21 protein-coding genes and 1 pseudogene are annotated in these 20,209 nt (G+C 55.4%); 16 read left to right on the top strand and 6 right to left on the bottom strand.

The annotated features are described in order from the left end of the window. Positions 1 to 371 precede the first annotated feature (371 nt). Together AC0QKW_RS25100 and mutY are read left to right on the top strand one after the other, a co-directional pair. A complete protein-coding gene (locus AC0QKW_RS25100; RefSeq protein ID WP_473153855.1) occupies positions 372 to 722 on the top strand; it encodes a DUF760 domain-containing protein in 351 nt (116 codons plus the stop codon). A 134-nt stretch (positions 723 to 856) separates the two neighbouring features. After that, the gene (gene mutY / locus AC0QKW_RS25095; RefSeq protein ID WP_473153854.1) at positions 857 to 1,972 is read left to right on the top strand and encodes an A/G-specific adenine glycosylase; all 1,116 of its coding nucleotides are present in this window, start codon (positions 857 to 859) and stop codon (positions 1,970 to 1,972) included. A 297-nt stretch (positions 1,973 to 2,269) separates the two neighbouring features. Here mutY and AC0QKW_RS25090 read toward each other — a convergent pair whose 3' ends face one another. The 3 genes from AC0QKW_RS25090 to AC0QKW_RS25080 form a co-directional block, all read right to left on the bottom strand. After that, the gene (locus AC0QKW_RS25090) at positions 2,270 to 3,016 is read right to left on the bottom strand and encodes a DNA-binding response regulator (RefSeq protein WP_473153853.1); all 747 of its coding nucleotides are present in this window, start codon (positions 3,014 to 3,016) and stop codon (positions 2,270 to 2,272) included. A gap of 38 nt (positions 3,017 to 3,054) precedes the next feature. Beyond that, complete coding sequence (locus AC0QKW_RS25085) at positions 3,055 to 3,666, bottom strand: pentapeptide repeat-containing protein (RefSeq protein ID WP_473153852.1); 612 nt, start codon at positions 3,664 to 3,666, stop codon at positions 3,055 to 3,057. A gap of 95 nt (positions 3,667 to 3,761) precedes the next feature. Next, positions 3,762 to 4,094, bottom strand: a complete 333-nt coding sequence (locus AC0QKW_RS25080; protein ID WP_473153851.1) for a hypothetical protein — start codon at positions 4,092 to 4,094, stop codon at positions 3,762 to 3,764. A 382-nt stretch (positions 4,095 to 4,476) separates the two neighbouring features. Here AC0QKW_RS25080 and mfd point away from each other — a divergent pair, with 382 nt between their 5' ends. From mfd to AC0QKW_RS25035, 9 genes and pseudogenes are all read left to right on the top strand, one after another. Further along, positions 4,477 to 8,028 (top strand): transcription-repair coupling factor, encoded by a 3,552-nt coding sequence (mfd, locus tag AC0QKW_RS25075; protein ID WP_473153850.1) that lies wholly within the window; start codon positions 4,477 to 4,479, stop codon positions 8,026 to 8,028. A 31-nt stretch (positions 8,029 to 8,059) separates the two neighbouring features. Next, on the top strand, positions 8,060 to 8,401 hold the full coding sequence (locus AC0QKW_RS25070; RefSeq protein ID WP_473153849.1) for a DUF6972 family protein: 342 nt from the start codon (positions 8,060 to 8,062) through the stop codon (positions 8,399 to 8,401). Then, entirely contained in the window at positions 8,349 to 8,615 is a 267-nt protein-coding gene (locus AC0QKW_RS25065) for a hypothetical protein (protein ID WP_473153848.1), read from the top strand. Before AC0QKW_RS25070 ends, AC0QKW_RS25065 begins: the two co-directional genes overlap by 53 nt. A gap of 25 nt (positions 8,616 to 8,640) precedes the next feature. Beyond that, entirely contained in the window at positions 8,641 to 10,578 is a 1,938-nt protein-coding gene (locus tag AC0QKW_RS25060) for a P-loop NTPase fold protein (RefSeq protein ID WP_473153847.1), read from the top strand. Between the two features lie 146 nt (positions 10,579 to 10,724). After that, positions 10,725 to 10,874 carry a type II toxin-antitoxin system HicB family antitoxin gene (locus AC0QKW_RS25055; RefSeq protein ID WP_473153846.1) on the top strand — a complete coding sequence of 50 codons (150 nt, stop codon included), beginning with the start codon at positions 10,725 to 10,727 and terminating at the stop codon, positions 10,872 to 10,874. Continuing rightward, positions 10,871 to 11,077: a type II toxin-antitoxin system HicA family toxin gene (locus AC0QKW_RS25050; protein WP_473153845.1), complete on the top strand. Its 207-nt coding sequence runs from the start codon at positions 10,871 to 10,873 to the stop codon at positions 11,075 to 11,077. Before AC0QKW_RS25055 ends, AC0QKW_RS25050 begins: the two co-directional genes overlap by 4 nt. A 99-nt stretch (positions 11,078 to 11,176) precedes the next feature. Then, a pseudogene (locus AC0QKW_RS25045) lies at positions 11,177 to 11,389 on the top strand (IS1 family transposase); the annotation flags it as partial. A 219-nt stretch (positions 11,390 to 11,608) separates the two neighbouring features. After that, positions 11,609 to 12,442, top strand: a complete 834-nt coding sequence (gene menB, locus AC0QKW_RS25040) for a 1,4-dihydroxy-2-naphthoyl-CoA synthase (RefSeq protein WP_473153844.1) — start codon at positions 11,609 to 11,611, stop codon at positions 12,440 to 12,442. Between the two features lie 46 nt (positions 12,443 to 12,488). After that, on the top strand, positions 12,489 to 13,199 hold the full coding sequence (locus AC0QKW_RS25035) for a DUF4336 domain-containing protein (protein WP_473153843.1): 711 nt from the start codon (positions 12,489 to 12,491) through the stop codon (positions 13,197 to 13,199). 23 nt (positions 13,200 to 13,222) lie between these two features. Here the strand turns inward: AC0QKW_RS25035 and codB are convergent, their stop codons facing one another. From codB to AC0QKW_RS25020, 3 genes are all read right to left on the bottom strand, one after another. After that, positions 13,223 to 14,527, bottom strand: a complete 1,305-nt coding sequence (gene codB, locus AC0QKW_RS25030) for a cytosine permease (protein WP_473153842.1) — start codon at positions 14,525 to 14,527, stop codon at positions 13,223 to 13,225. 163 nt (positions 14,528 to 14,690) lie between these two features. Further along, positions 14,691 to 14,978, bottom strand: coding sequence for an Asp-tRNA(Asn)/Glu-tRNA(Gln) amidotransferase subunit GatC (gatC, locus tag AC0QKW_RS25025; RefSeq protein ID WP_473153841.1), 288 nt, complete (start codon positions 14,976 to 14,978; stop codon positions 14,691 to 14,693). Between the two features lie 172 nt (positions 14,979 to 15,150). Beyond that, on the bottom strand, positions 15,151 to 15,672 hold the full coding sequence (locus AC0QKW_RS25020) for a photosystem I assembly protein Ycf3 (RefSeq protein ID WP_473153840.1): 522 nt from the start codon (positions 15,670 to 15,672) through the stop codon (positions 15,151 to 15,153). Between the two features lie 390 nt (positions 15,673 to 16,062). On the opposite strand from AC0QKW_RS25020, the gene AC0QKW_RS25015 reads away from it, so the two are divergent. From AC0QKW_RS25015 to AC0QKW_RS24995, 5 genes are all read left to right on the top strand, one after another. Next, positions 16,063 to 16,365 (top strand): hypothetical protein, encoded by a 303-nt coding sequence (locus AC0QKW_RS25015; protein WP_473153839.1) that lies wholly within the window; start codon positions 16,063 to 16,065, stop codon positions 16,363 to 16,365. 76 nt (positions 16,366 to 16,441) lie between these two features. Then, positions 16,442 to 17,791, top strand: coding sequence for a 3-phosphoshikimate 1-carboxyvinyltransferase (gene aroA, locus AC0QKW_RS25010; RefSeq protein WP_473153838.1), 1,350 nt, complete (start codon positions 16,442 to 16,444; stop codon positions 17,789 to 17,791). Positions 17,792 to 17,887: 96 nt separating this feature from the next. Then, entirely contained in the window at positions 17,888 to 18,334 is a 447-nt protein-coding gene (locus AC0QKW_RS25005) for a hypothetical protein (RefSeq protein WP_473153837.1), read from the top strand. A gap of 152 nt (positions 18,335 to 18,486) precedes the next feature. Further along, positions 18,487 to 18,945, top strand: coding sequence for a GatB/YqeY domain-containing protein (locus AC0QKW_RS25000; RefSeq protein ID WP_473153836.1), 459 nt, complete (start codon positions 18,487 to 18,489; stop codon positions 18,943 to 18,945). Between the two features lie 194 nt (positions 18,946 to 19,139). Continuing rightward, positions 19,140 to 20,165: a zinc-binding alcohol dehydrogenase family protein gene (locus AC0QKW_RS24995; RefSeq protein ID WP_473153835.1), complete on the top strand. Its 1,026-nt coding sequence runs from the start codon at positions 19,140 to 19,142 to the stop codon at positions 20,163 to 20,165. Positions 20,166 to 20,209: the final 44 nt, after the last annotated feature.

Below are 20,209 nucleotides of genomic sequence, written 5' to 3'. Positions count from 1 at the left end.
GCCAGAGCAAAAACTGGCGGTTTACCAACGGTGCTCTACCCGATCTGAGCTAGGCTTGATACAGCTTCACCCGTTAACTCTCGGTTAACATCTATCCATAGGGCAACTTCTCTACGACGGTGGCGGGGCAAAACCCCTCCATAGTCAGTACGGTTCTACTTACCCAGAGATGAAACGGAGCTTGTTAACTTAACTACATGGGTTTACGGAATGGCTGCCCGTACCAATGTAGATAGATAAGAGCGATCTAGATAAAAGTGATCTAGACAACAAAACGTAGAGTTCCAGTCCCAACGGGGAATACTACTGATATCCAGCTCAATCTGATAAACCCAGGCCGCAAACACTGCCAGCCAAGCGAGGTATCCACTGTGAGCAATTCTTCCGGCAAAGCCCAAGACCTATTCAACGGTTTCAAAAATTCCTCTGAGCAGCCCAGCTCGCTCATGCAGTACGTCCACAGCATGAGCCCAGAGACTATTGCCCAGCTCTCTAATCCGGCTTCTACCGACGTGCAGCAGATGATGGAGCACAACATCATTGGCCTGCTCGGCGGTCTGCCCTCCCAGCACTTTGACGTAGAAATCACCACCAACCGCGAAAACTTGGGTCGACTGCTGGCCTCTGCTATGATGAGCGGGTATTTTCTGCGGGGTGCCGAGCAGCGTATGGCCTTTGAGTCTTCGCTGATGTCGGCTGAGTCTATTAACGAGCCTGAGTGAGTCCAAGACTTCCCAATTCCTCCAGCCCCCTTGACCGCAGCGGTACCGCGCACGATATCGAGGGAGCCTACACAACGAGTACAACGAGGGTTCTAAACCAGTCCCTTCTTTCCCCCAATCCGGCCCCGGCGACCTTGCTCGGGCCGGATTTTCCTGTTGAGGGGTTGCGGGGGGCGCTGCTGGCCTGGTACGCCGACCAGGGGCGCAGTTTGCCCTGGCGAAATATTGCCAATCCCTACGCGATCTGGATCTCGGAGATCATGCTCCAGCAGACCCAGGTAAAGACGGTGCTGCCCTACTACCAGCGCTGGCTAGAGCAGTTCCCAACGGTAGAAGCGCTGGCCGTCGCTGACCAGCAGACCGTGCTCAAAGCCTGGGAAGGACTGGGTTACTACAGCCGTGCCCGCAACCTGCACCGGGCGGCTCAGTGCCTTGTGGCCGACCACAACGGCAAAATTCCTCAGGATTTAGAGACCATCACTGCTCTGCCCGGTATTGGCAAAACCACCGCTGGGGGCATTCTCAGCTCGGCCTTTAACCTGCCCTACGCTATTCTCGATGGCAATGTGAAGCGGGTGCTGGCTCGACTGGTAGCGCTGCCGGTGCCGCCGGCGAGGGCTTTGAGAGATCTCTGGGCGCTCTCAGAAGGCCTGTTGGATCCTCAAAATCCTCGCGATTTTAATCAGGCGTTCATGGATCTGGGGGCGACGCTCTGTACGCGGCGCAGCCCGGCCTGCGATCGCTGTCCCTGGCAGGCCCACTGTCGTGCTTATAATCGCAATATTCAATCGGAGCTGCCCATGTCAGAAGCCAAAGGCCCCCTGCCCCACAAGCAAATCGGCGTCGCCGTGATTTGGAATGACCAAGGGGAGATTTTGATCGATCGCCGCAAGCAGGAGGGCCTCTTGGGCGGGCTGTGGGAGTTTCCCGGTGGCAAGATTGAGACGGGCGAAACCATTGAAGCCTGCATTTCTCGGGAGATTCAAGAAGAGTTGGGGATTGAGATTGCGGTGGGCGATCGCCTCTGCACTGTCACCCATGCCTACTCCCACTTCAAGGTCACCCTCAATGTGCACCACTGCACCCACGTGAGCGGCATTCCCCAGCCGATCGAGTGCGACGAGGTGCGCTGGGTCACTTTGGATGCGATCGAGGAGTTCCCCTTTCCCAAGGCCAATATCCACATCATCAACGCTTTACGAGCCTACGCGGCGGGTCAAAACCCGGTGGACACCGAGGTGACGTCCTAGAGCTTGGGGCAGAAGATTCCCAGAGCACCTGAGTTCAACGGCTAAAAAGCGGCTTTTGGCCAGGCCTCACCGCGTCTCGGGGAACTGGCGCTCCCACCCTTGAGCCATTAGGGCGTCATAGGTCGTAGGCACATTGAGAAGACTCCGATTTCGTCAGATTTATTCTAAATCTTGCTTGGATACCCCAGAGACCTATGGGCTAATGGCATTCGCCCATAAAGTTTGACCTTTTGGAAATCGGGGATATGTGATTTGGATTTGGGCTTAGAGGGCTTGGCGACTATGCTCATCCAACACTTACAACAAAAGGTCAGTCTCTCCCATACCGGAGCCGCCGATCGCAGCCATATAGTGAAAATTTCCGGATCCAACGTTGGCTTCTAGGGTTTTTATCACTTTGTCAACATTGTCATAGGGGCCGCTGACGAAAAAGGGTTTGCCCTTATCACCAAACTCGATCGGTATCAGCGCCTCTGGCCGCAGGCCCAGGTGAATTTGGGCCTTGGTATTAAAGTCCTTGTGGGACTCGAAGCCTAAACTGCGGGCATAGTCTACGGCACCGTAGACGATCGACTGGGCCTGCTCAAGGGTAATCTCGACAAAGGGCTCATCAAACCGCTCTTCGCAGAACTCAAGCAATTTCTGATGCTCGCTGTGGCTTATTGTGCGGGGCAGCATGGCATCTTTAACGCCCAGGCACCAGTAGTCGACCAGGTAGCTGCCCACCAAAAGGCGGCTGCGCTCTTGACGAGCCACAATTACTTGGCACATACCCTCAACGCCCTGGCTAGTCTGAGGACGAAGCTTAGACAAAAGGGACTGTTTTGGGGGGAACAGCTTTTGAACGGCACACCGGTTTACCAGGCAAGCATGAAGTGGTTGCAGATCGTCCGATCGAGCCTTTTCCAAGTACAGATCTTCGGCGCGATCGCGAATAAAGGCAGTCACCTCCGCTGGCCTGAGGTTGAGCTGACGGGCAATCTGCTTTGGGGCCACCTTGGCCTCTTTAAGGCGAAGAATTTCAGCGGCTTGCTCAGGGGTCATCGGCATCAGGGGGTGTTCGGCAAGATCTAGACCTTAAACTAATCGTGAACATCACCCAAGGGCATCGTTGCCCCGGTCAGTACGCACTCGCTAGTGTCAGCGGCATCTAGGTTGGCGTCACACAGGTTAGCCTCGCAGAGATTGACATCAGACAAGTCAGCCCCCTGGAGGTTAGCCTCACAGAGATTGGCCTTCCAGAGCCTGGCTCCACACATTTTTGCCCCGGTCAAATTGGCCCCCTGCAAGTTGGCATCCGATAGACAGGTTAAATGCAACAAGGTGTCTTCTAAATCGGACTGAACCAGTAGCGCACCACTTAGATCGGCCTCGGTCAAATTAGCGGCCCGCAGCGTTGTCTGGCTCAAATTTGCGCCGCTTAAAAAAGCGCCAAACAAATTGGCCTGGGCTAAATTAGCACCCACTAAATTGGCCTCGCTGAGATTGGCGTTTTGTAGAGCAGCCTGGGATAAATCGATACCCGTCAGCTCGGCGCGGCTCAGATCAATTCCCCCTAAAGCAGCCCCATTCAGATCAGCGCCTGCTAGTTTAATGCCTTTAAAGTCTCGCTCCCCTGCGGCATAGCGAGCCAGCAGATCGGCGACGCTGATAGACTCATGGCCTGGGTTGATAGTCGGTTCATAGCTGGGCATAACGGTTCCTGGGTAACGGCAAGCCCGATTCGAGATGGTGAGGTTTTTCTCTAGAACATCTCCATCTCAAAACCGGACTTAGACTGAGATTGCGGCTAGATTACTCCAGGCCCTTTGTGGTGCCAATCGTGGGATTCAACCATGGCTTTGCGGTCACGAGCCCGCTGCTCAGCGTTGGCTTTTTCCACCTCGGCTAGGTCTCCGGGGGTGTGGATATACATAGGCGGCTCAACGGCATAGTTATTAATTAACCCTTCTTGGTCAACCGTGTAACCGTCGCGAGTATGAAGTTGCTCAGGCCCTTGGGAATCGTGATCGACATGGCCAAAGGCTTGGCCTTCGCGCTCAGCCCGAGCGGCGGTCTCTGCCGGTACGAGGTGAGGATCGTAGTGAGAGGGGGTTGGGGTGAGATTTTTGTCGGTAGCCATTGTTTTGACCTCCTAGAAGGACTGGAAGCGCAGAATGGACTGTAGGTTTGGCCCTGGACTAACGCAGCGATAGACCTTGAGCTGTCTTCATTGTAGGACTGCCCTGGAGGGTAGCAATCTTCGGGCAAATTAACTTTTTACTTTGTTGCATTTGTTGCTGTCGTCAAGAGGGTAAACACTGCTGCTCACCAGAAAACCACCCAGCAACCCTTAAACTCGTCCCCAGGCCCAGCCAAAAGCGGGGCAGACATTATTACAATAGGTAACGTGAGACGGGCTCACCATCTCCGCTCTCACATCCCCTAGCTGCAAAGTTTAGGGGTGTTTTGCATACTGTTTTTGCGTGCCTAGGCTTCGGCCCCTTTTTCCCTGGGTTGCTTTTATGGCTTTCTCTTCAATTACCCGTGCCCTGCAGCGATCGCCCCTCACGGCTGAACTGTTAGGAAAGCTCGATCAGCAAGGCCATCTAACGCTCAATGGCGTAGCTCGCTTACCCAAGGGGTTGGTCTCCTCAACCTTAGCCCTGGCACAGGATCGCCCCCTGCTGGTGATCACCGCCACGCTCGAAGAGGCCGGGCGCTGGGCCACCCAGCTCGAAGCCATGGGCTGGGACACGGTGCACTTCTACCCCACCTCCGAAGCCTCGCCCTACGACCCGTTTGACCAAGAGTCAGAGATGACCTGGGGCCAGCTCCAGGTGCTGGCAGATTTGCTGGCGCTGCGGGCGGCGGGCGAGGATGGAGCATCTCGCAAGCTGGCTGTCGTTGCCACGGAACGCGCCCTGCAGCCCCACCTGCCGCCGGTCTCAGCCCTCGAACCCTACTGCCTGCGACTAGAGCTGAAGCAGGAGATTAATTTCAAAGCGCTGGGGCAAAAGCTAGCGACTCTGGGCTACGAGCGAGTCATGGTGGTCGAAACCGAGGGCCAGTGGGCGCAGCGGGGCGACATTATCGACGTGTACCCGGTGGCCAGTGAGCTGCCGGTGCGATTAGAACTCTTTGGCGACGAGCTAGAGCGCCTGCGGGAGTTTGACCCGGCGACGCAGAGATCTCTGGATGCGATCGACCACCTGGTGCTCACCCCCACCCAGTACGGCCCGGTGATCATTGAGAAATTGAGAGAACAGGGTCTGCTGGATGATCTGCTTTCGGCAGCCGCTCAAGAAGGGCTGGAAAGCGGCATTCTGCCCGAGGGCACCCGCCGCTGGCTAGGGTTGGCTTTTTCAAACCCCGCCTCGCTGCTAGACTATTTGCCCGAAAATACCCTGATGGCGGTGGATGAGGTCGATCAGTGCCAGGCTCATAGCGATCGCTGGCTAGAGCACGTCGAAGACCACTGGCAGGAGGTAAAGGAAGAGAGTTTTGAGTTCTCAGTTTTGAATTCTGAGTTAGAAGAAATTCAAAATCCAAAACTCAAAACTCAAAACTTTTCTCTCCCGAAGATCCACCGCCCCTTCACCGACACCCTCAGCGACGCCGAGGTTTTCCCCCGGCTGTTTCTCTCGGAGCTGACGGAGGTGAACCACGGCGGGCTGAACCTGGCCAGTCGCCCCGTTCCTGCGATTCCGCACCAGTTTGGCAAGCTGGCGGAGACGATCAGAAAGGAGTGCGATCGCAAGTATTCGGTCTGGCTAGCCTCGGCCCAGCCGTCGCGCTCAGTATCCCTGCTGCAAGAGCACGACTGTCCGGCCCAGTTCATTCCCAACCCTCGGGATTTTAATGCGATCGACAAGCTGCAAACCCAGCATGTGCCCGTGGCGGTGAAGTATTCGGGCCTGGCGGAGCTGGAGGGCTTTGTGCTGCCCACCTTCCGCATTGTGGTGGTGACGGACCGCGAGTTTTTTGGCCAGCACACCCTGGCCACCGGGGGCTACGTGCGCAAGCGTCGCCGCGCCGCTTCCAAACAAGTCGACCCCAACAAGATGAAGCCGGGGGATTTTGTCGTCCACCGCAGCCACGGCATCGGCAAATTCATCAAGCTAGAAAGTCTCACCGTCAACCATGAAACCCGCGACTACTTGGTGATTCAGTACGCCGACGGGCTGCTGCGGGTGGCAGCAGATTCGGTGGGTTCCCTCTCCCGCTACCGGGCGGCCAGCGGTCAGGCTCCGGTGCTTAACAAAATGACCAGCACCGCCTGGGAAAAGACCAAGGGCCGGGCCAAAAAAGCCATTCAAAAAGTCGCGGTCGATCTGCTCAAGCTCTATGCCCAGCGGGCCAAAATGGAGGGCTTTTCTTTCCCTCCCGACATGCCCTGGCAGCAGGAGTTGGAGGATTCGTTCCCCTACCAGGCCACCCCCGACCAGCTCAAGGCTGTGCAGGATGTGAAGCGCGACATGGAGAGCGATCGCCCCATGGATCGCCTAGTCTGCGGCGACGTGGGCTTTGGCAAAACCGAGGTGGCGCTGCGGGCGATCTTCAAAGCCGTCACCGCCGGGCAGCAGGTGGCCCTGCTGGCCCCGACCACCATCCTCACCCAGCAGCACTACCACACGCTGAAGGAGCGCTTCGCCCCCTACCCGATTCAGGTGGGGCTGCTCAACCGCTTCCGCACCGCCACCGAACGCAAAGACATTCTGCAGCGGCTCAAGACCGGGGAACTGGATGTGGTCGTAGGCACCCACCAGCTCCTCGGCAAAGGCGTCACCTTCAAGGGCCTGGGCCTGCTGGTGGTGGATGAAGAACAGCGCTTCGGCGTCAACCAAAAAGAGCGGATCAAATCCCTCAAAACCCAGGTGGATGTGCTCACCCTCAGCGCCACGCCAATCCCCCGCACCTTATATATGGCCCTCTCTGGGGTGCGCGAAATGAGCCTGATCACCACGCCACCCCCCTCGCGCCGCCCGATTAAAACCCACCTGTCGCCCCACGACCCGGAGGCGATCCGCACCGCCATTCGCCAAGAGCTGGATCGAGGCGGCCAGGTGTTCTACGTGGTGCCCAGGGTGGAGGGCATTGAAGAAACCTCCGCTAAGATCCGCGAGATGGTGCCAGCGGCCAGAATTGCGATCGCCCACGGCCAGATGGACGAAGGGGAGTTGGAATCGACCATGCTCACCTTTAGCAACGGCGAGGCGGAGGTGCTGCTCTGCACCACCATCATCGAGTCGGGCCTCGACATCCCCCGCGTCAACACGATCTTGATCGAAGACGCCCACCGCTTTGGCCTCTCCCAGCTCTACCAGCTCAGGGGAAGAGTCGGGCGGGCGGGCATTCAGGCCCACGCCTGGCTGTTTTATCCCAAAAAATCCCTCACCGACAAAGCTCGCCAGCGCCTCCGCGCCATTCAGGAGTTCACCCAGCTCGGCTCCGGCTATCAGCTGGCCATGCGCGATATGGAAATTCGCGGCGTCGGCAATCTGCTGGGGGCCGAGCAGTCGGGTCAGATGGATGCGATCGGCTTTGACCTCTACATGGACATGCTCGAAGAAGAAATCGCCGAAATTCGCGGCCAGGATATTCCCAAGGTCGAAGACACCCAGGTGGATCTCAACGTCACCGCCTTTGTGCCCAACGACTACATCCCCGACCTGGAGCAAAAGATGGGCGCTTACCGCAGTCTCGCGGCAGCTAACAGCAAGGTGGAGCTGATGCAGATTGCCGCAGATTTGAGCGATCGCTACGGCCCCATCCCCTACTCCACCGCCCAGCTCGTCCGCATGCTAGAACTCAAGCTAGTCGCCAAGGCGGCAGGCTTCTCGCGCATCAAGCCCGAGGGCAAGCAGCACGTGGTAATGGAAACCCCGATGGAAGAACCGGCCTGGAAGAAGCTCAGCGAAAATCTGCCCAACCATCTGAAGGCGCGCTTTGTCTACAGCGGCGGCAAGGTGGTGGTGCGCGGCCTAGGCGTGCTCAAGCCCGAAAAACAGCTGGAAAGCCTGACCGAATGGCTGGGGCATTTGCAGGGTGCGGTGCCAGAGCCAGTATTGGGGTAGGGTCGTTGGCACAGTTCCCACAAGCTAATTCATGAGTGGCATTGAACGTGAGATTACCCTCGACACCAGACACGTTGCCAAGCACCTGCCTGATACGCCCCAGGTGCAGCGACTACTCCGACGAGGCAGGGCTGCTCATATTTTTAAGAATGCCGCCACAATGGAAAGAGTTGCCCAAGCCATTATTGCCAGGGGCGAGTTTACAGGCAGCCTTCGAGGGTATGAGCGTTACGGCTTGTTTTTTGCCGAAGCTATTGGTTATCGCGTCAGCCCCACAGATGGTTCAAGCACTCCGTTATTTTATGGAGAGGTGAAAATTGATGCAGAAGATCGATACCACGTCATCCCCCGCACTCGACCCAGCCAAGACTGACTGGGATTTTGTTGAGGTGTGGATTGATCCCTTGCTGTCTCCGCCCTACCTTTTGTTGTTGATGGGTGAGCCCTCTGGCAGTTGCCGTGTACATGACCCAGCCGATGGATACAAGGTTGTGTTTACCAGCGCCACCTACAACGAGGCTCAAACCTGGCTGTTAGAAGATGAATACGAACCTGTTGAAGGACGACTGTCTGAATCAGAGTTATAGACATTACATTTTTTGAGATGATGACATGACATCAGAATCGAATTTTTCATCGGTTAATGCTCATGTAGAAGAATATTTAAATTACTACTGTGGCTTATCTAATCCACCTGGATTCGCCGTCTTACTAAAAGGCACATGGGGTTCCGGGAAAACATGGTTCATAGAACAATATCAAAGGGGCTTAGAGGCCAAGGGCATTCAAGTCTTGTATATAAGTCTCTATGGAATGAATAACACTATTGACATAGAGGATAAGTTTTTTCAGCTACTTCACCCAATAATGTCATCAAGAGGAATGGCCGTTGCCGGAATTGTTCTTAAAGGTTTATTGAAAGGAGCGATAAAGATTGACTTAACTGGAGATGGGCAAGACGATGGAACCTGGAATATTCAAATCCCAAACATTGATCTTCCGAATAAGTTAGGCAATATAGATAAAAGTATTTTGATATTCGACGATCTCGAACGTTGCAAAATAGATCTTGGCAGCCTATTAGGCTATATAAATTTCTTCGTAGAGCACAATGACATGAAAGTCATTCTTATTGCGCATGAAGATAAGCTTTTAGAGAATGCTAGCTATCCATCCATCAAAGAAAAACTAGTTGGCAAGACCCTCAATATATTGCCAATCTTTGAAGATGCATTAAAATCGTTTGCCCACAGGGTTGAAGACATAAAGATCAGAGATTTTTTGCTAAAAAATTGCGACATTATCCAGGATTTATATCAACGAGCTAATTACAAGAATCTTAGAAGTCTGAATAATATTTTATTAGAGTTTTCCAGGATTTTTCACAAGCTTCCAAAGCCAGTCCAGACACATCCTGAAGCCTTGGCGAATATATTAAAAGTTCTAACAGCATTGTCAATTGAGATTCACCAAGGGAATATATCCCCTGAAGACATAGGCGAACTGACAACACAATACGCAAGCTTCTTGAACAAGAGAAATCCTTCCTTTTCAGGCGAAAGCGAGCAAAGCCAGAACAATAAATGCCAAAACCATTTCAATGAAATCCTCGACAACTATCCTTTTCTTGACATGTATCAGGCTTTTCCTAGCTTGGCTTGGTGGAAGAGTTTTTTCGCTCAAGGCCTAATAGATCTAAAGGAATTGGATTTATCCATATCAAGCAGCAAGTATTTTCAGGATGAAAATACGCCCAACTGGGTAAAGCTTTGGCATTTTTCGGAATTGTCTGATGACAAATTTGAAGCATTAATAAAAGAAGTTGAGATGGAGTTTAGCAATAGAGTATATTCTAATTCTGGGGTTGTAACCCATGTAGTGGGCTTATTTTTAATGTTTTCCGATGCAGGTATTTATAGAAGAGCTAAGAAAGATATTCTTGAAGACTCAAAAAAATATGTTGACGATCTTAGGCATTCTAATCGACTAGAACCTTTGTCTTTATATATCGCCCTGCCTGAAGCTATTGGCAGTATGTTTGGAGGTTATCAGAACCTTGCTTTCCAAGGAAAGGAAACCGAAGAATTTAAGGAGTTTCTTGATTACTTCAGGAACGCAAGAAAGGAGGTCTATGCTGAAGAGATGCCTCGAAAAGCTCAAGAGTTGATTGAAGTTATGTGTAACGACATTTTCGGGTTTCACGAGGCAATCTGCTTGGATGCTCCCTTCAATGAAAATGGGCGTCCAAAATATCATGAATCGCCGATATTAAGCTACGTCGAAGCTAGTGTTTTTACTGAAAAAGTGATGGCTATGAAAGGCGAAGATGCTCAATATATTTTTTGGGCACTATCTGAAAGATATAAGTATGAAAACACAAATGAAAAGCTGACTGAGGAATTGAATTGGCTCAAGTCCGTTCAAAATATTTTATCGAACGAGGCTTTCAATAGGCAGGGTAAACTTAGTGGTTATCTTTTGAATTTGCTGAATCAGCACTATCTTGTAAATTCAATTGAAAGACTATCTTCTAAAAAGCAAAACATATAGGAGTAACGTTTTGCATCCTTTCTGTCAGAACCATAAGGATTACGATCGCAAGTATTTGCCGTGTCAACTCTAGAGGCTGAATACAAAACTGATCTATGAAGATTAAGGTTCTTATCTGGCAGGAAGATGGTGTTTGATGCGGCTCTGTGCCTGCTTTACCTGGTTACCACACCTGGAGAGAAAGCTACGAGCATCTGCTAGTTATGCTGGAAGATGCTGTGCAAGGGTGGCTTGATGTTGCCAGTCTGCAAGGAGATATCGGGCCAGAAAAGCAGCTTATTGAGCTATCTTTATGAAGCCTGCTTCAGGTAAAGCTCTTTGCAAAATTCTCGAGCACAAAGGTTGGGATCTGAAAAGAATTACTGGCAGCCATCATATTTACACAAAAGCAGGATTCGATAGCATTTTGTCTATCCCGGTTTATGGCAGTCGAGATTTACCAACTGGTCTATTGAGAAAACTCCTAAAAGATGCTGGATTAACTGAGCAGGATCTCTAAACATTTGACGATCCCTCAGGAAGGTCATTTACGATGCTGAAGATTCATGCCACGTCATCCCCCGTACGCGACCTAGCCAAGCCTGACTGTGATTTCGCTCTCTATCGACAATGTGCCAAGGTCTACACCTATTTCTGGGAGGCCTACGTCACGGCCATTCTCTGCAAACGACATCAGGCCGTCGGTAAGGACAGCGGCTTAACGAGTTGCACTGAGCGCCCGAACAACACGCTGAGGCAGCGGATTTCCTGACTGGTGAGGAAGACCCTGTCGTTCTCCAAGAAGCTAGATAATCACATCGGTGCGATCTAGATGTTCATCCCTGACTACAATCGCCAAGTCAGAAAGAAGCTGTCAGCAAGAGAAGAGCCCCTCTTTTCCTCTGTCCTTTACTAAAATGTGCTGCTGCCAAAGCAATTATTGTTAAAGCAATCAGGGTGCGATCGCGGCTGACCACAGCCTATAGGTTTCCCGTTGGAGCTTCCAAAGTGTGAGACCCTAGAATCCAGTGTTAACTGGACTCGCGCCCCTATGCAGGTTGACTGGCAAGATGTTAAGCCCTACGAAGACATCATTTATCAAAAGGCCGATGGCATCGCCAAAATCACCATCAACCGGCCCCACAAGCGCAACGCCTTTCGCCCCAAAACCATCGTCGAACTGTACGAGGCTTTCTCCAACGCTCGGGAAGACAGCCGCATCGGCGTGGTGCTGCTCACCGGCGCTGGACCCCACACCGACGGTAAATATGCTTTTTGCTCGGGCGGCGACCAGAGCGTGCGCGGCCACGGCGGCTATGTCGATGAGGGCGGCGTGCCCCGGCTCAATGTACTCGACTTGCAGCGGCTGATTCGCTCGATGCCCAAGGTGGTGATTGCCCTAGTGGCGGGCTATGCGATCGGTGGCGGGCACGTGCTGCACGTGGTGTGCGACCTCACCATTGCCGCTGACAACGCCATTTTTGGCCAAACTGGGCCTAAAGTGGGCAGTTTTGATGGCGGCTTTGGGGCCAGTTACCTATCACGCATGGTGGGGCAAAAGAAAGCCCGCGAAATTTGGTATCTCTGTCGCCAGTACAGCGCCCAGGAGGCGCTAGATATGGGCATGGTCAACTGCGTAGTGCCCGTAGACCAGCTCGAAGCCGAGGGGGTGCAGTGGGCACAAGAGATTCTGCAAAAAAGCCCGATCGCCATTCGCTGCCTTAAAGCGGCTTTTAACGCCGACTGCGACGGCCAGGCGGGGCTGCAAGAGTTAGCGGGCAACGCCACCCTGCTCTACTACATGACCGAAGAAGGATCCGAGGGTAGGCAGGCGTTTCTAGAGAAACGAGCGCCCGATTTTCGACAGTATCCCTGGCTGCCGTAGGGCAATGCTGCCAGTAGGCACCGAGTTCTCTATTAGAGGGTGAGTCATGCTGAGAGGAATTGCTCAGGATCTTTGGGTGGCGGAGCAACCCCTGCGATACTTTGGGTTGAGCATAGGCACCCGCATGACCGTAATTCGACTGGCGAGTGATGATCTCGTCGTCCTATCACCCATTCAGGTGAGTGATGGGCTGGTAGGCGAACTTAACGAACTGGGAAAAGTCGCCCATATCGTCGCGCCTAATCTGTATCACTACCGCTTTGCCGCTGAATTTAAAGCAGCCTACCCAGGGGCAACGTTTTGGGCTACGGCGGGGCTAAGGGCAAAGAGACCAGAGTTAGCGATTGACCAAGCTATAGAAGGCGCTGCAAACAGCCCATGGCATGGCATTGAGCACCGGTTCTTCGACGGATTCAAAACTCTTACCCCCAGCGGCCCAGATCCTCTGGAGGAGTGGGTGTTCTTCCATGTCGCCAGCCGCACGCTGATTTTGACGGATACGGCTTTCTGTTTTGACCAGAGTTTTCCTTGGCTGACCCAGCTAGTGACCAAGGTTGGCGGCGGCTACAAAACCCTGAGCCCATCCCTGCTAGAACGCCTTGCAACCACAGACAAAGCAGCGGCTAGAGCAGCAGCTCAGCAGGTTCTCCGCTGGGATTTTGATCGGGTGATCATGGCCCATGGCAGTATTGTCGAACAGGGCGGCAAAGAGCAGTTCAGACGGGGATACGAGCAATTTCTAGGATGCTCTCTCTAGACCCGCTCTAGTCACCAGGCTCTCTATCCCTCAGAATTCATAGCCTCTGGGGCTGGCAGTAAGCGGCTCAGCACCACGTAGAGCACCAGCGCCGACAGTACGCCATTGATGGGCACAATACCCCAGCCTGCTTGACCGGTTAGATAAGCGATCGCCGAAGCCACCACGTAGGCAATCACCCCGGCCCAGTTAAAGGCTGGCTGCGGCACCGCCAGATCTGGAAACTGCCCCCGCCGATGCACCCAGTAGTCGGCCATGATGATGCCGCCGATGGGCGGGATAAAGGTGCCCAGCAAGATCAGGTACTGCACCAGCCCTTCGTAAATGCCACCCCAGGCCATAAATAGGGCGATGGTCGCGCCCCCCAGCACAAACAGCGTGCGGCGGCTCGATCGAAACATGCTGGCCCCGGCGATAGAAAAGGCGTAGATAGTGTTGTCTTGGGTGGTCCACATATTCAAAAAGAACAAAATGAGGCCGCCCACCAACAGCCCCTGCTGGGCCATGACCTGAACAATATCGGGCTCGCCGTAGACCTTGGCGCAAAACGCCCCCGAGAAAATCAGCAGGCCATTGCCCAAAAAGAAGGCCAACAGGGTGGCAATAAAGCCTACCCGGCCATTTTTAGCAAACCGGCTCCAGTTGGTGGCCTGGGTGCCCCCCGACACAAAGGTGCCCACGATGATCGTGATGGCCGCCCCCAGAGGCAGCGGGTCTGCGATCGCAGCCGCCTGCAACCCCGCAAAACCGCCTATATCGCGCGCAGCCACGGTCAGACTCATGGCCATCAAGAGCACCATGGCGGGCACGGCCACCCGGCTCAGCCAGTCCATCGCCTGGTAGCCAAAGTAAGCGGTCGAGCAAAATGCGTAGGTGAAAAATAAAATAATCAGCCAGTTCCATGACTCGGGCACCCCGGCCAGACTGTTGAGCAGCTGGGCCATCAGCGCCGAACCCCAGGCATACCAGCCAATCTGGGTAAAGCCAAGAATAAAGTCTACCCAGCGAGAGCCCACATTGCCAAAGCTAAACCGGGCCATCAGCACCGTGGTTAGCCCTGTTTCTCCGGCGATATAGCCCAAAAAGGCGGCGTAGAGGCCCAAAACTAGGTTGCCGACTACGATCAGCGCCACCAGGTTGGGCCAAAACTGAAACGAGGGGCCAATAATGCCGCCAGCAAACAGGGTGCCCGAGTAGAGGGTGAAGCCAATCAGAATGGGGGCGAGAGAGAACAGCGATCGCCGCGAGGTCTCGGGCACTGGGCTCAGGGGATAGTCTTCGGCCTCCCGGCTCGACTGACCAGTGGGAGATTCGGTGGTGGTAGCCATAAAACACCAATCGCGCGGTTCAGATCACTGTAAGGATAGAACGACGAGCAAGCAGTATTCCACCCAACACTATTCCCTGAAACGCTGGGCCAGAGAAACCTCCCCAGCCGATTTTTCTGGGCAAGCCCCATCGTTGGCGTCACGGGAGAGTATGCCCGTCCCCTTAGCCCTCAAGGATCTTCGGCACCTTAAAGAAGTCATCTTCGCGATCGGGGGCGCAGTCGAGCATGGTGGCGCGATCGCCAAAGCTTTCTAGCCGATCGGTGCGGGTAATGTTGCTGAGTTCGATCGCCCGAGTGGTCGGCTCCACGTCGTCGGTGTTGAGTTCTTTGAGCTGCTCAACGTAGTCGAGAATGCCGCTGAGCTGCCCGGTAAACTGGTCTTCTTCGGCGGGGGACAGCTCTAGGCGGGCCAGCAGAGCAACTTTGCGAACCTGTTCGAGATCAATCATGGGAAGGGCATCTAGAGCTAAAGAACTGAGGCTTGGCAACCGTAGGTTGGGGGCAACACAGAGGAACCCAACGCACCGTCAATGGAACGGAGAAAGCGAGGAGGAAAGCGATCGCACAGAGCGAAAAGTGGGTGGTGGGCAGTGCCCACCCTACAGCCCGTTTTTTTACGGCCTAGAAGAAGATATCGTTCTTCATGCGACCGGTGTTTTTCATCCAGTTTTGGGCTTCGATATAGTTGTTGGGGGCGATGGTAACGGCCTCTAGCCAGTAGCGGGCCGCTTCGTCAAAGTAGTTTTCAGCCGCTTCGGTGTCGCCGCTGGCCTCGGCCTGCTCACCTTTGTAGTGGTAGATCACCGCGATGTTGTTGAGGGCCTGGCACAGACGGGGGTTAAGGTCGAGGGCTTCCTGATATTTTTCTAGGGCGATCTCGTGCTCGCCGTTGCTGGCGTGGATCAGGCCAATATTGTAGAGAATGAAGCTTTTGTCGTAGGGATCGTCTTCGAGAGTGAGAGCTTCGCGGTAGTTCTCCATCGCCTCGGCGTATTCTCCATCGGCCTGGGCCGACATGCCGTCGCGGTAGTAGGCAAAGGCTTCCTTCGCACGCTGCTTGGTCGGCATCATCTTCAAGATCATGTCGGCCATGACGGTGAAAGATTTGTCGATGAAGTTGTCGTTGCGTTGGGTTCTGGGCATGGGTGGCGACGCGCAAATGAGGGACTCTACCCTTTGCCTGAGCCTCCCAGAGGCATTGCCCCAACGGAACCCCAGGTCAAGGATCAAGCAAAGCTAACCCTAAGCCTAGCAAACCCTGGGAATTTAATGGGAGTAGTGCCCCTCTGGGGTTCCCCAACGTTAAGAACTCTTACACCAGCCTTTATCTCATTGCTCCTCGCTTCTCGCTGTCTTCAAAACTATTGCGACACCGCTTGTTTATGCTAGAAGAGGACTGCGCTAAACCGCTGTCACCCTCGGTGGTGAAACCAGGGTGGGGTGACTTCCCGCAGCAATTCCTCTGGGAAGGCCTCAATGGTGGAGGCCCACAACCGCAATTCACCAGGTTTAACCCCTTGTTTCGACCCACTGATGGATCTATCTCTACTGCTGGCGATCGCCCTCATCGTAGCTCTGGTCATCTGGCTCAAGCGCCGCCAGACTGGCCGTCGTCTCGGCGGGGGCTACCGCCTTAATACCCCAGAACCCAGCACCGCCCCCACTCGCCCTGTCCACAACCGTACTAAGAAAGAACTGCTGCGCCTAGTGGGGGGCAACCGCGCCGTCGCCGAGCGCCTGGTAGAGCAGGTGCAGCTGCGCAACCCCCACCACAGCCAGCAATGGTGCTGGGAAAAGGCCATCTACGACATTCAGCGCGATCGCCATAGGTCTTAGGCCCGGCCCCCAGCAATGGAGTACGATTGCAGCGGCTTTTTATGACTACTCTTTATCCTTAACTATTGGTATCACTATGACCGCCCGCATTGAGCTCACCGCCCAGCCCCCCCACCAAACCCTCACCCTTGAGTTTCCTGGCGATGGAGTCGCGCTCCGGGGTCGGGTGCGCATTCCGGGCGATAAGTCGATCTCGCACCGAGCGCTGATGCTGGGGGCGATCGCCCAGGGCGAAACTCGCATTCAGGGCCTGCTGCTGGGCGAAGATCCGCGCAGCACCGCCGCCTGCTTCCAGGCGATGGGGGTGACCATGTCATCGCTTGAAGACGATTGGGTGGTGGTGCAGGGGGTAGGGCTGGGCAATTTGCAGGAGCCAGCCGATGTGCTCAATGCGGGCAACTCGGGCACCACCCTGCGGCTGATGCTGGGCCTGCTGGCCAGCCACCCCGATCGCTACTTTGCGGTCACCGGCGATAGCTCGCTGCGATCGCGCCCCATGGATCGCGTGATCAAACCCCTCGGCCAGATGGGCGCCGAGATCTGGGGTCGCCAAAACAATCGCCTTGCTCCCCTAGCGGTGCGAGGCAAAGCCCTTCAGCCGATCCACTACCCGTCGCCCGTCGCCTCTGCCCAGGTCAAATCTTGCCTGCTGCTGGCGGGGCTCATGACCGAAGGCAAAACTACCGTCAGCGAACCCAGCCTGTCGCGCGACCACAGCGAGCGCATGCTGCGGGCCTTTGGGGCCGATATTGCCGTCGACCCCGATAGCTGTAGCGTCACCATCCATGGCCCCGCCACCCTGGTCGGGCAGACCGTGGTGGTGCCCGGCGACATTAGCTCCGCCGCCTTTTGGCTAGTGGCCGGGGCGATCACCCCCGGCTCTGACCTGGTGGTCGAGAATGTGGGCATCAACCCAACTCGCACCGGCATTCTCGACGCCCTGGCGGCCATGGAAGCCGACATCACCCTAGAAAACCTCCGCGAGGTGACCGGCGAGCCGGTGGCCGATCTACGGGTGCGCCACAGCCGCCTCAAAGCCGCCCACTTTAGCGGCGACCTCATTCCCCGCATGATCGACGAGATTCCGGTCTTGGCGGTGGCAGCGCTATTTGCCGAGGGCACTACAACGATTGTCGATGCCGCCGAGCTACGGGTCAAAGAGTGCGATCGCATCAGCGTCATGGCCAGCCAGCTCAGCCATCTGGGTGCTCGGGTCAACGAGCTGCCCGACGGCCTTGAGATCTATGGTGGCACCCCAATTACCGGCGGCACTGTCGATAGCCACAATGACCACCGGGTGGCGATGGGCTTGGCGATCGCCGCCCTGCGGGCCAGCGGCGTTGTACAGGTGCAGCGGGCCGAAGCCGCCGCCGTCTCATACCCCAGCTTTACCGCCACCCTGACCCACCTCTGCGGCTTAGACTAATTCATCCCTAAACCATGACTTAGGACAATATCTTGGGCACACTCTAACCAAGCCCTAAGGGCGCAGCCCAGCGGCTTGACGTTGTAAACACTCAATGTGGCAACCTTGAGAAACCTTGTCCATAGCCTCACTACCTACATGGCCCTCAGCCCTGACATGGTCGCGCGGGGACGGGTCAACCAGTGGCTGCGATCGCGCCCCAACCTCTCCTGTGACCAGTGGTTTTATCGCTACTGGTCACCCCCAGCTCATCCCCAGACCCTGCCCAAACCCCTGATTGACTTTGTCTATGCCCAGCTCCAAGACTACTCGGGGCTAGACATCGGTCGGGTGCAGCCCACCGACCACTTAGTCGACGATCTGGCTTTCCCAGCCGTGTGCTGGTTTGACTGGGGGCTGACCCTGTGCGAAGACTTTTACGAAACCTTTGGCCTCGACATCAGCGAACATTTTGACGAGACCCAGTTTTTTACCTTTGCCGATCTGATTGGTTTTCTCAGTCAGCAGCTAGAGAGTTTTGACAGCGGCGAAGTGGCGGGTTAGCCGATTTTAAGACATTCCTTCCTCTCTCCTAGGCAGTGCCACCGCACAGTTAGGAGGTTTAACTTTGCGGTAGTGCCCGCCCACGGAGCTGCTCCAGGATCTAAAGTAAGCATCTAAAGTAGAAGCCGTACCCTCAGACCTGAAGCACCCCCATGAGCCTGAAAGATCGCATTAGCGACGATATTAAAACCGCCATGAAGGCCCGAGACAAATTGCGCCTGGAAACGGTTCGTAGCATTAAAAAAGTCATTCTCGAAAAAGAGACCCTGGTGCGCCCCAGCGGCCAAGATGCCCTCACCCCCGACCAAGAGCTAGAGGTGCTCACCCAGCTCGCCAAGCAGCGCAAAGACTCGTTTGAACAGTACACCAAGGCTGGCCGCGACGACCTCGCTGCCCAAGAGGCCCAAGAGCTGGCCATCATCGAAGAATATTTGCCCCAGCAGCTCAGCGACGCCGAGGTCGAAGCCGTCATTGACGAGCTGATTGCCAAGACCGGAGCCGCCTCGCCCAAAGACATGGGTAAGGTGATGGGGCCAGCTATGCAGCAGCTCAAGGGCCGAGCCGACGGAGGCAAGGTGCAGGCCCTGGTCAAGGCCAAGCTGGGAGGCTAGGTCTCTAGCTTTAGAAGATTTCTGCGAAATGAAGATATGCCCATGTAGGGGCGCAGAGCCTGCCCCCTTGGAAAGCAGCAAAAATCCTGGGTATTTTTGCTGCAAGAATGATTTTGAACTCTAGATCAGCCGCTGCCGAGATCGCGTTAATACCCACTCACGACATACACCTATCGGTTTCTATCGTAGCCGCCATGAAAGCCGTTGCCCTCACCCACTACTTGCCCATCAGCGATCGCAATGCCCTCATTGACATCGATCTGCCCCAGCCCACCCCCACCGGGCACGACCTGCTGGTGCGGGTTGAAGCCGTCTCAGTAAACCCGGTCGACACCAAAGTGCGCGCCCCCAAAGACAAGGTAGAGCCCAACCCCAAAGTGCTCGGCTATGACGCCGCCGGGGTAGTCGAGGCCGTGGGCAACGCCGTCACCCGCTTTCAGCCTGGTGACGCGGTTTACTATGCAGGCGATATCACCCGCCCAGGCACCAACGCCGAGTTTCATCTGGTCGACAATCGCATTGTCGGTCACCGCCCCGCGGCCCTCTCCTGGGCGGAGGCTGCGGCCCTGCCCCTGACCACCATTACCGCCTGGGAAGCGCTCTTTACCCGCCTCGGCATCAATCGAGCCGGGGGCAACCGAGGCCAGTCAATTCTCATCATCGGCGGGGCCGGGGGGGTTGGATCGATCGCCATTCAGCTGGCTAAGCTGGCCGGGCTGACGGTGATTGCCACCGCGTCGCGGCCCCAGTCCCAGGCCTGGGTAAAGCATCTGGGGGCAGACCACGCCATCGACTATAGCGAAGCGCTGATCGAAGAGATGGATCGCCTCGGCCATCGCGAGGTCGACTTTATCGCCAACTTTAGCGATACCGATGCCTACTGGGCCGTCATGGCCGAACTCATTCGCCCCCAGGGCAAGATCGTCGGCATCGTCGGCAACCGCGACCCCCTCGATTTAAACTTGCTCAAAAACAAGAGCGCCACCTTTGTGTGGGAGTTTATGTTTACCCGATCGATGTACCAGACCGCCGACCTAGCCGACCAGGGCCACCTGCTCGACGAGGTCGCTGCCCTGGTGGCAGCGGGCAAGCTGCGCACCACCCTAGGGCAAACCCTTTCCCCCATCAACGCCGCCAACCTGCGCCAGGCCCACGCCCAGATCGAGTCGGGGCGCACCATTGGCAAGCTGGTGTTAGCGGGGTGGAGTGGGCCGGTTTGAGCAGTTCGGGTAGGGCGTCAAGCCGATCGAGCAGAGCTTGAATT

It is taken from the genome of Pseudanabaena sp. PCC 9330, assembly GCF_055795045.1.
The sequence above is the reverse complement of the archived record's forward strand: the minus strand, read 5'-3'. Positions and strand labels throughout refer to the sequence as shown.

What these genes read in the sequence shown, in the direction of transcription:
- AC0QKW_RS25090 (WP_473153853.1), bottom strand. Translation starts at nt 3,016, where the DNA reads ATGACCCCTGAGCAAGCCGCTGAAATTCTTCGCCTTAAAGAGGCCAAG.
- AC0QKW_RS25085 (WP_473153852.1), bottom strand. Translation starts at nt 3,666, where the DNA reads ATGCCCAGCTATGAACCGACTATCAACCCAGGCCATGAGTCTATCAGC.
- AC0QKW_RS25080 (WP_473153851.1), bottom strand. Translation starts at nt 4,094, where the DNA reads ATGGCTACCGACAAAAATCTCACCCCAACCCCCTCTCACTACGATCCT.
- mfd (WP_473153850.1), top strand. Translation starts at nt 4,477, where the DNA reads ATGGCTTTCTCTTCAATTACCCGTGCCCTGCAGCGATCGCCCCTCACG.
- AC0QKW_RS25070 (WP_473153849.1), top strand. Translation starts at nt 8,060, where the DNA reads ATGAGTGGCATTGAACGTGAGATTACCCTCGACACCAGACACGTTGCC.
- AC0QKW_RS25065 (WP_473153848.1), top strand. Translation starts at nt 8,349, where the DNA reads ATGCAGAAGATCGATACCACGTCATCCCCCGCACTCGACCCAGCCAAG.
- AC0QKW_RS25060 (WP_473153847.1), top strand. Translation starts at nt 8,641, where the DNA reads ATGACATCAGAATCGAATTTTTCATCGGTTAATGCTCATGTAGAAGAA.
- AC0QKW_RS25050 (WP_473153845.1), top strand. Translation starts at nt 10,871, where the DNA reads ATGAAGCCTGCTTCAGGTAAAGCTCTTTGCAAAATTCTCGAGCACAAA.
- menB (WP_473153844.1), top strand. Translation starts at nt 11,609, where the DNA reads ATGCAGGTTGACTGGCAAGATGTTAAGCCCTACGAAGACATCATTTAT.
- AC0QKW_RS25035 (WP_473153843.1), top strand. Translation starts at nt 12,489, where the DNA reads ATGCTGAGAGGAATTGCTCAGGATCTTTGGGTGGCGGAGCAACCCCTG.
- codB (WP_473153842.1), bottom strand. Translation starts at nt 14,527, where the DNA reads ATGGCTACCACCACCGAATCTCCCACTGGTCAGTCGAGCCGGGAGGCC.
- gatC (WP_473153841.1), bottom strand. Translation starts at nt 14,978, where the DNA reads ATGATTGATCTCGAACAGGTTCGCAAAGTTGCTCTGCTGGCCCGCCTA.
- AC0QKW_RS25020 (WP_473153840.1), bottom strand. Translation starts at nt 15,672, where the DNA reads ATGCCCAGAACCCAACGCAACGACAACTTCATCGACAAATCTTTCACC.
- AC0QKW_RS25015 (WP_473153839.1), top strand. Translation starts at nt 16,063, where the DNA reads ATGGATCTATCTCTACTGCTGGCGATCGCCCTCATCGTAGCTCTGGTC.
- aroA (WP_473153838.1), top strand. Translation starts at nt 16,442, where the DNA reads ATGACCGCCCGCATTGAGCTCACCGCCCAGCCCCCCCACCAAACCCTC.
- AC0QKW_RS25000 (WP_473153836.1), top strand. Translation starts at nt 18,487, where the DNA reads ATGAGCCTGAAAGATCGCATTAGCGACGATATTAAAACCGCCATGAAG.
- AC0QKW_RS24995 (WP_473153835.1), top strand. Translation starts at nt 19,140, where the DNA reads ATGAAAGCCGTTGCCCTCACCCACTACTTGCCCATCAGCGATCGCAAT.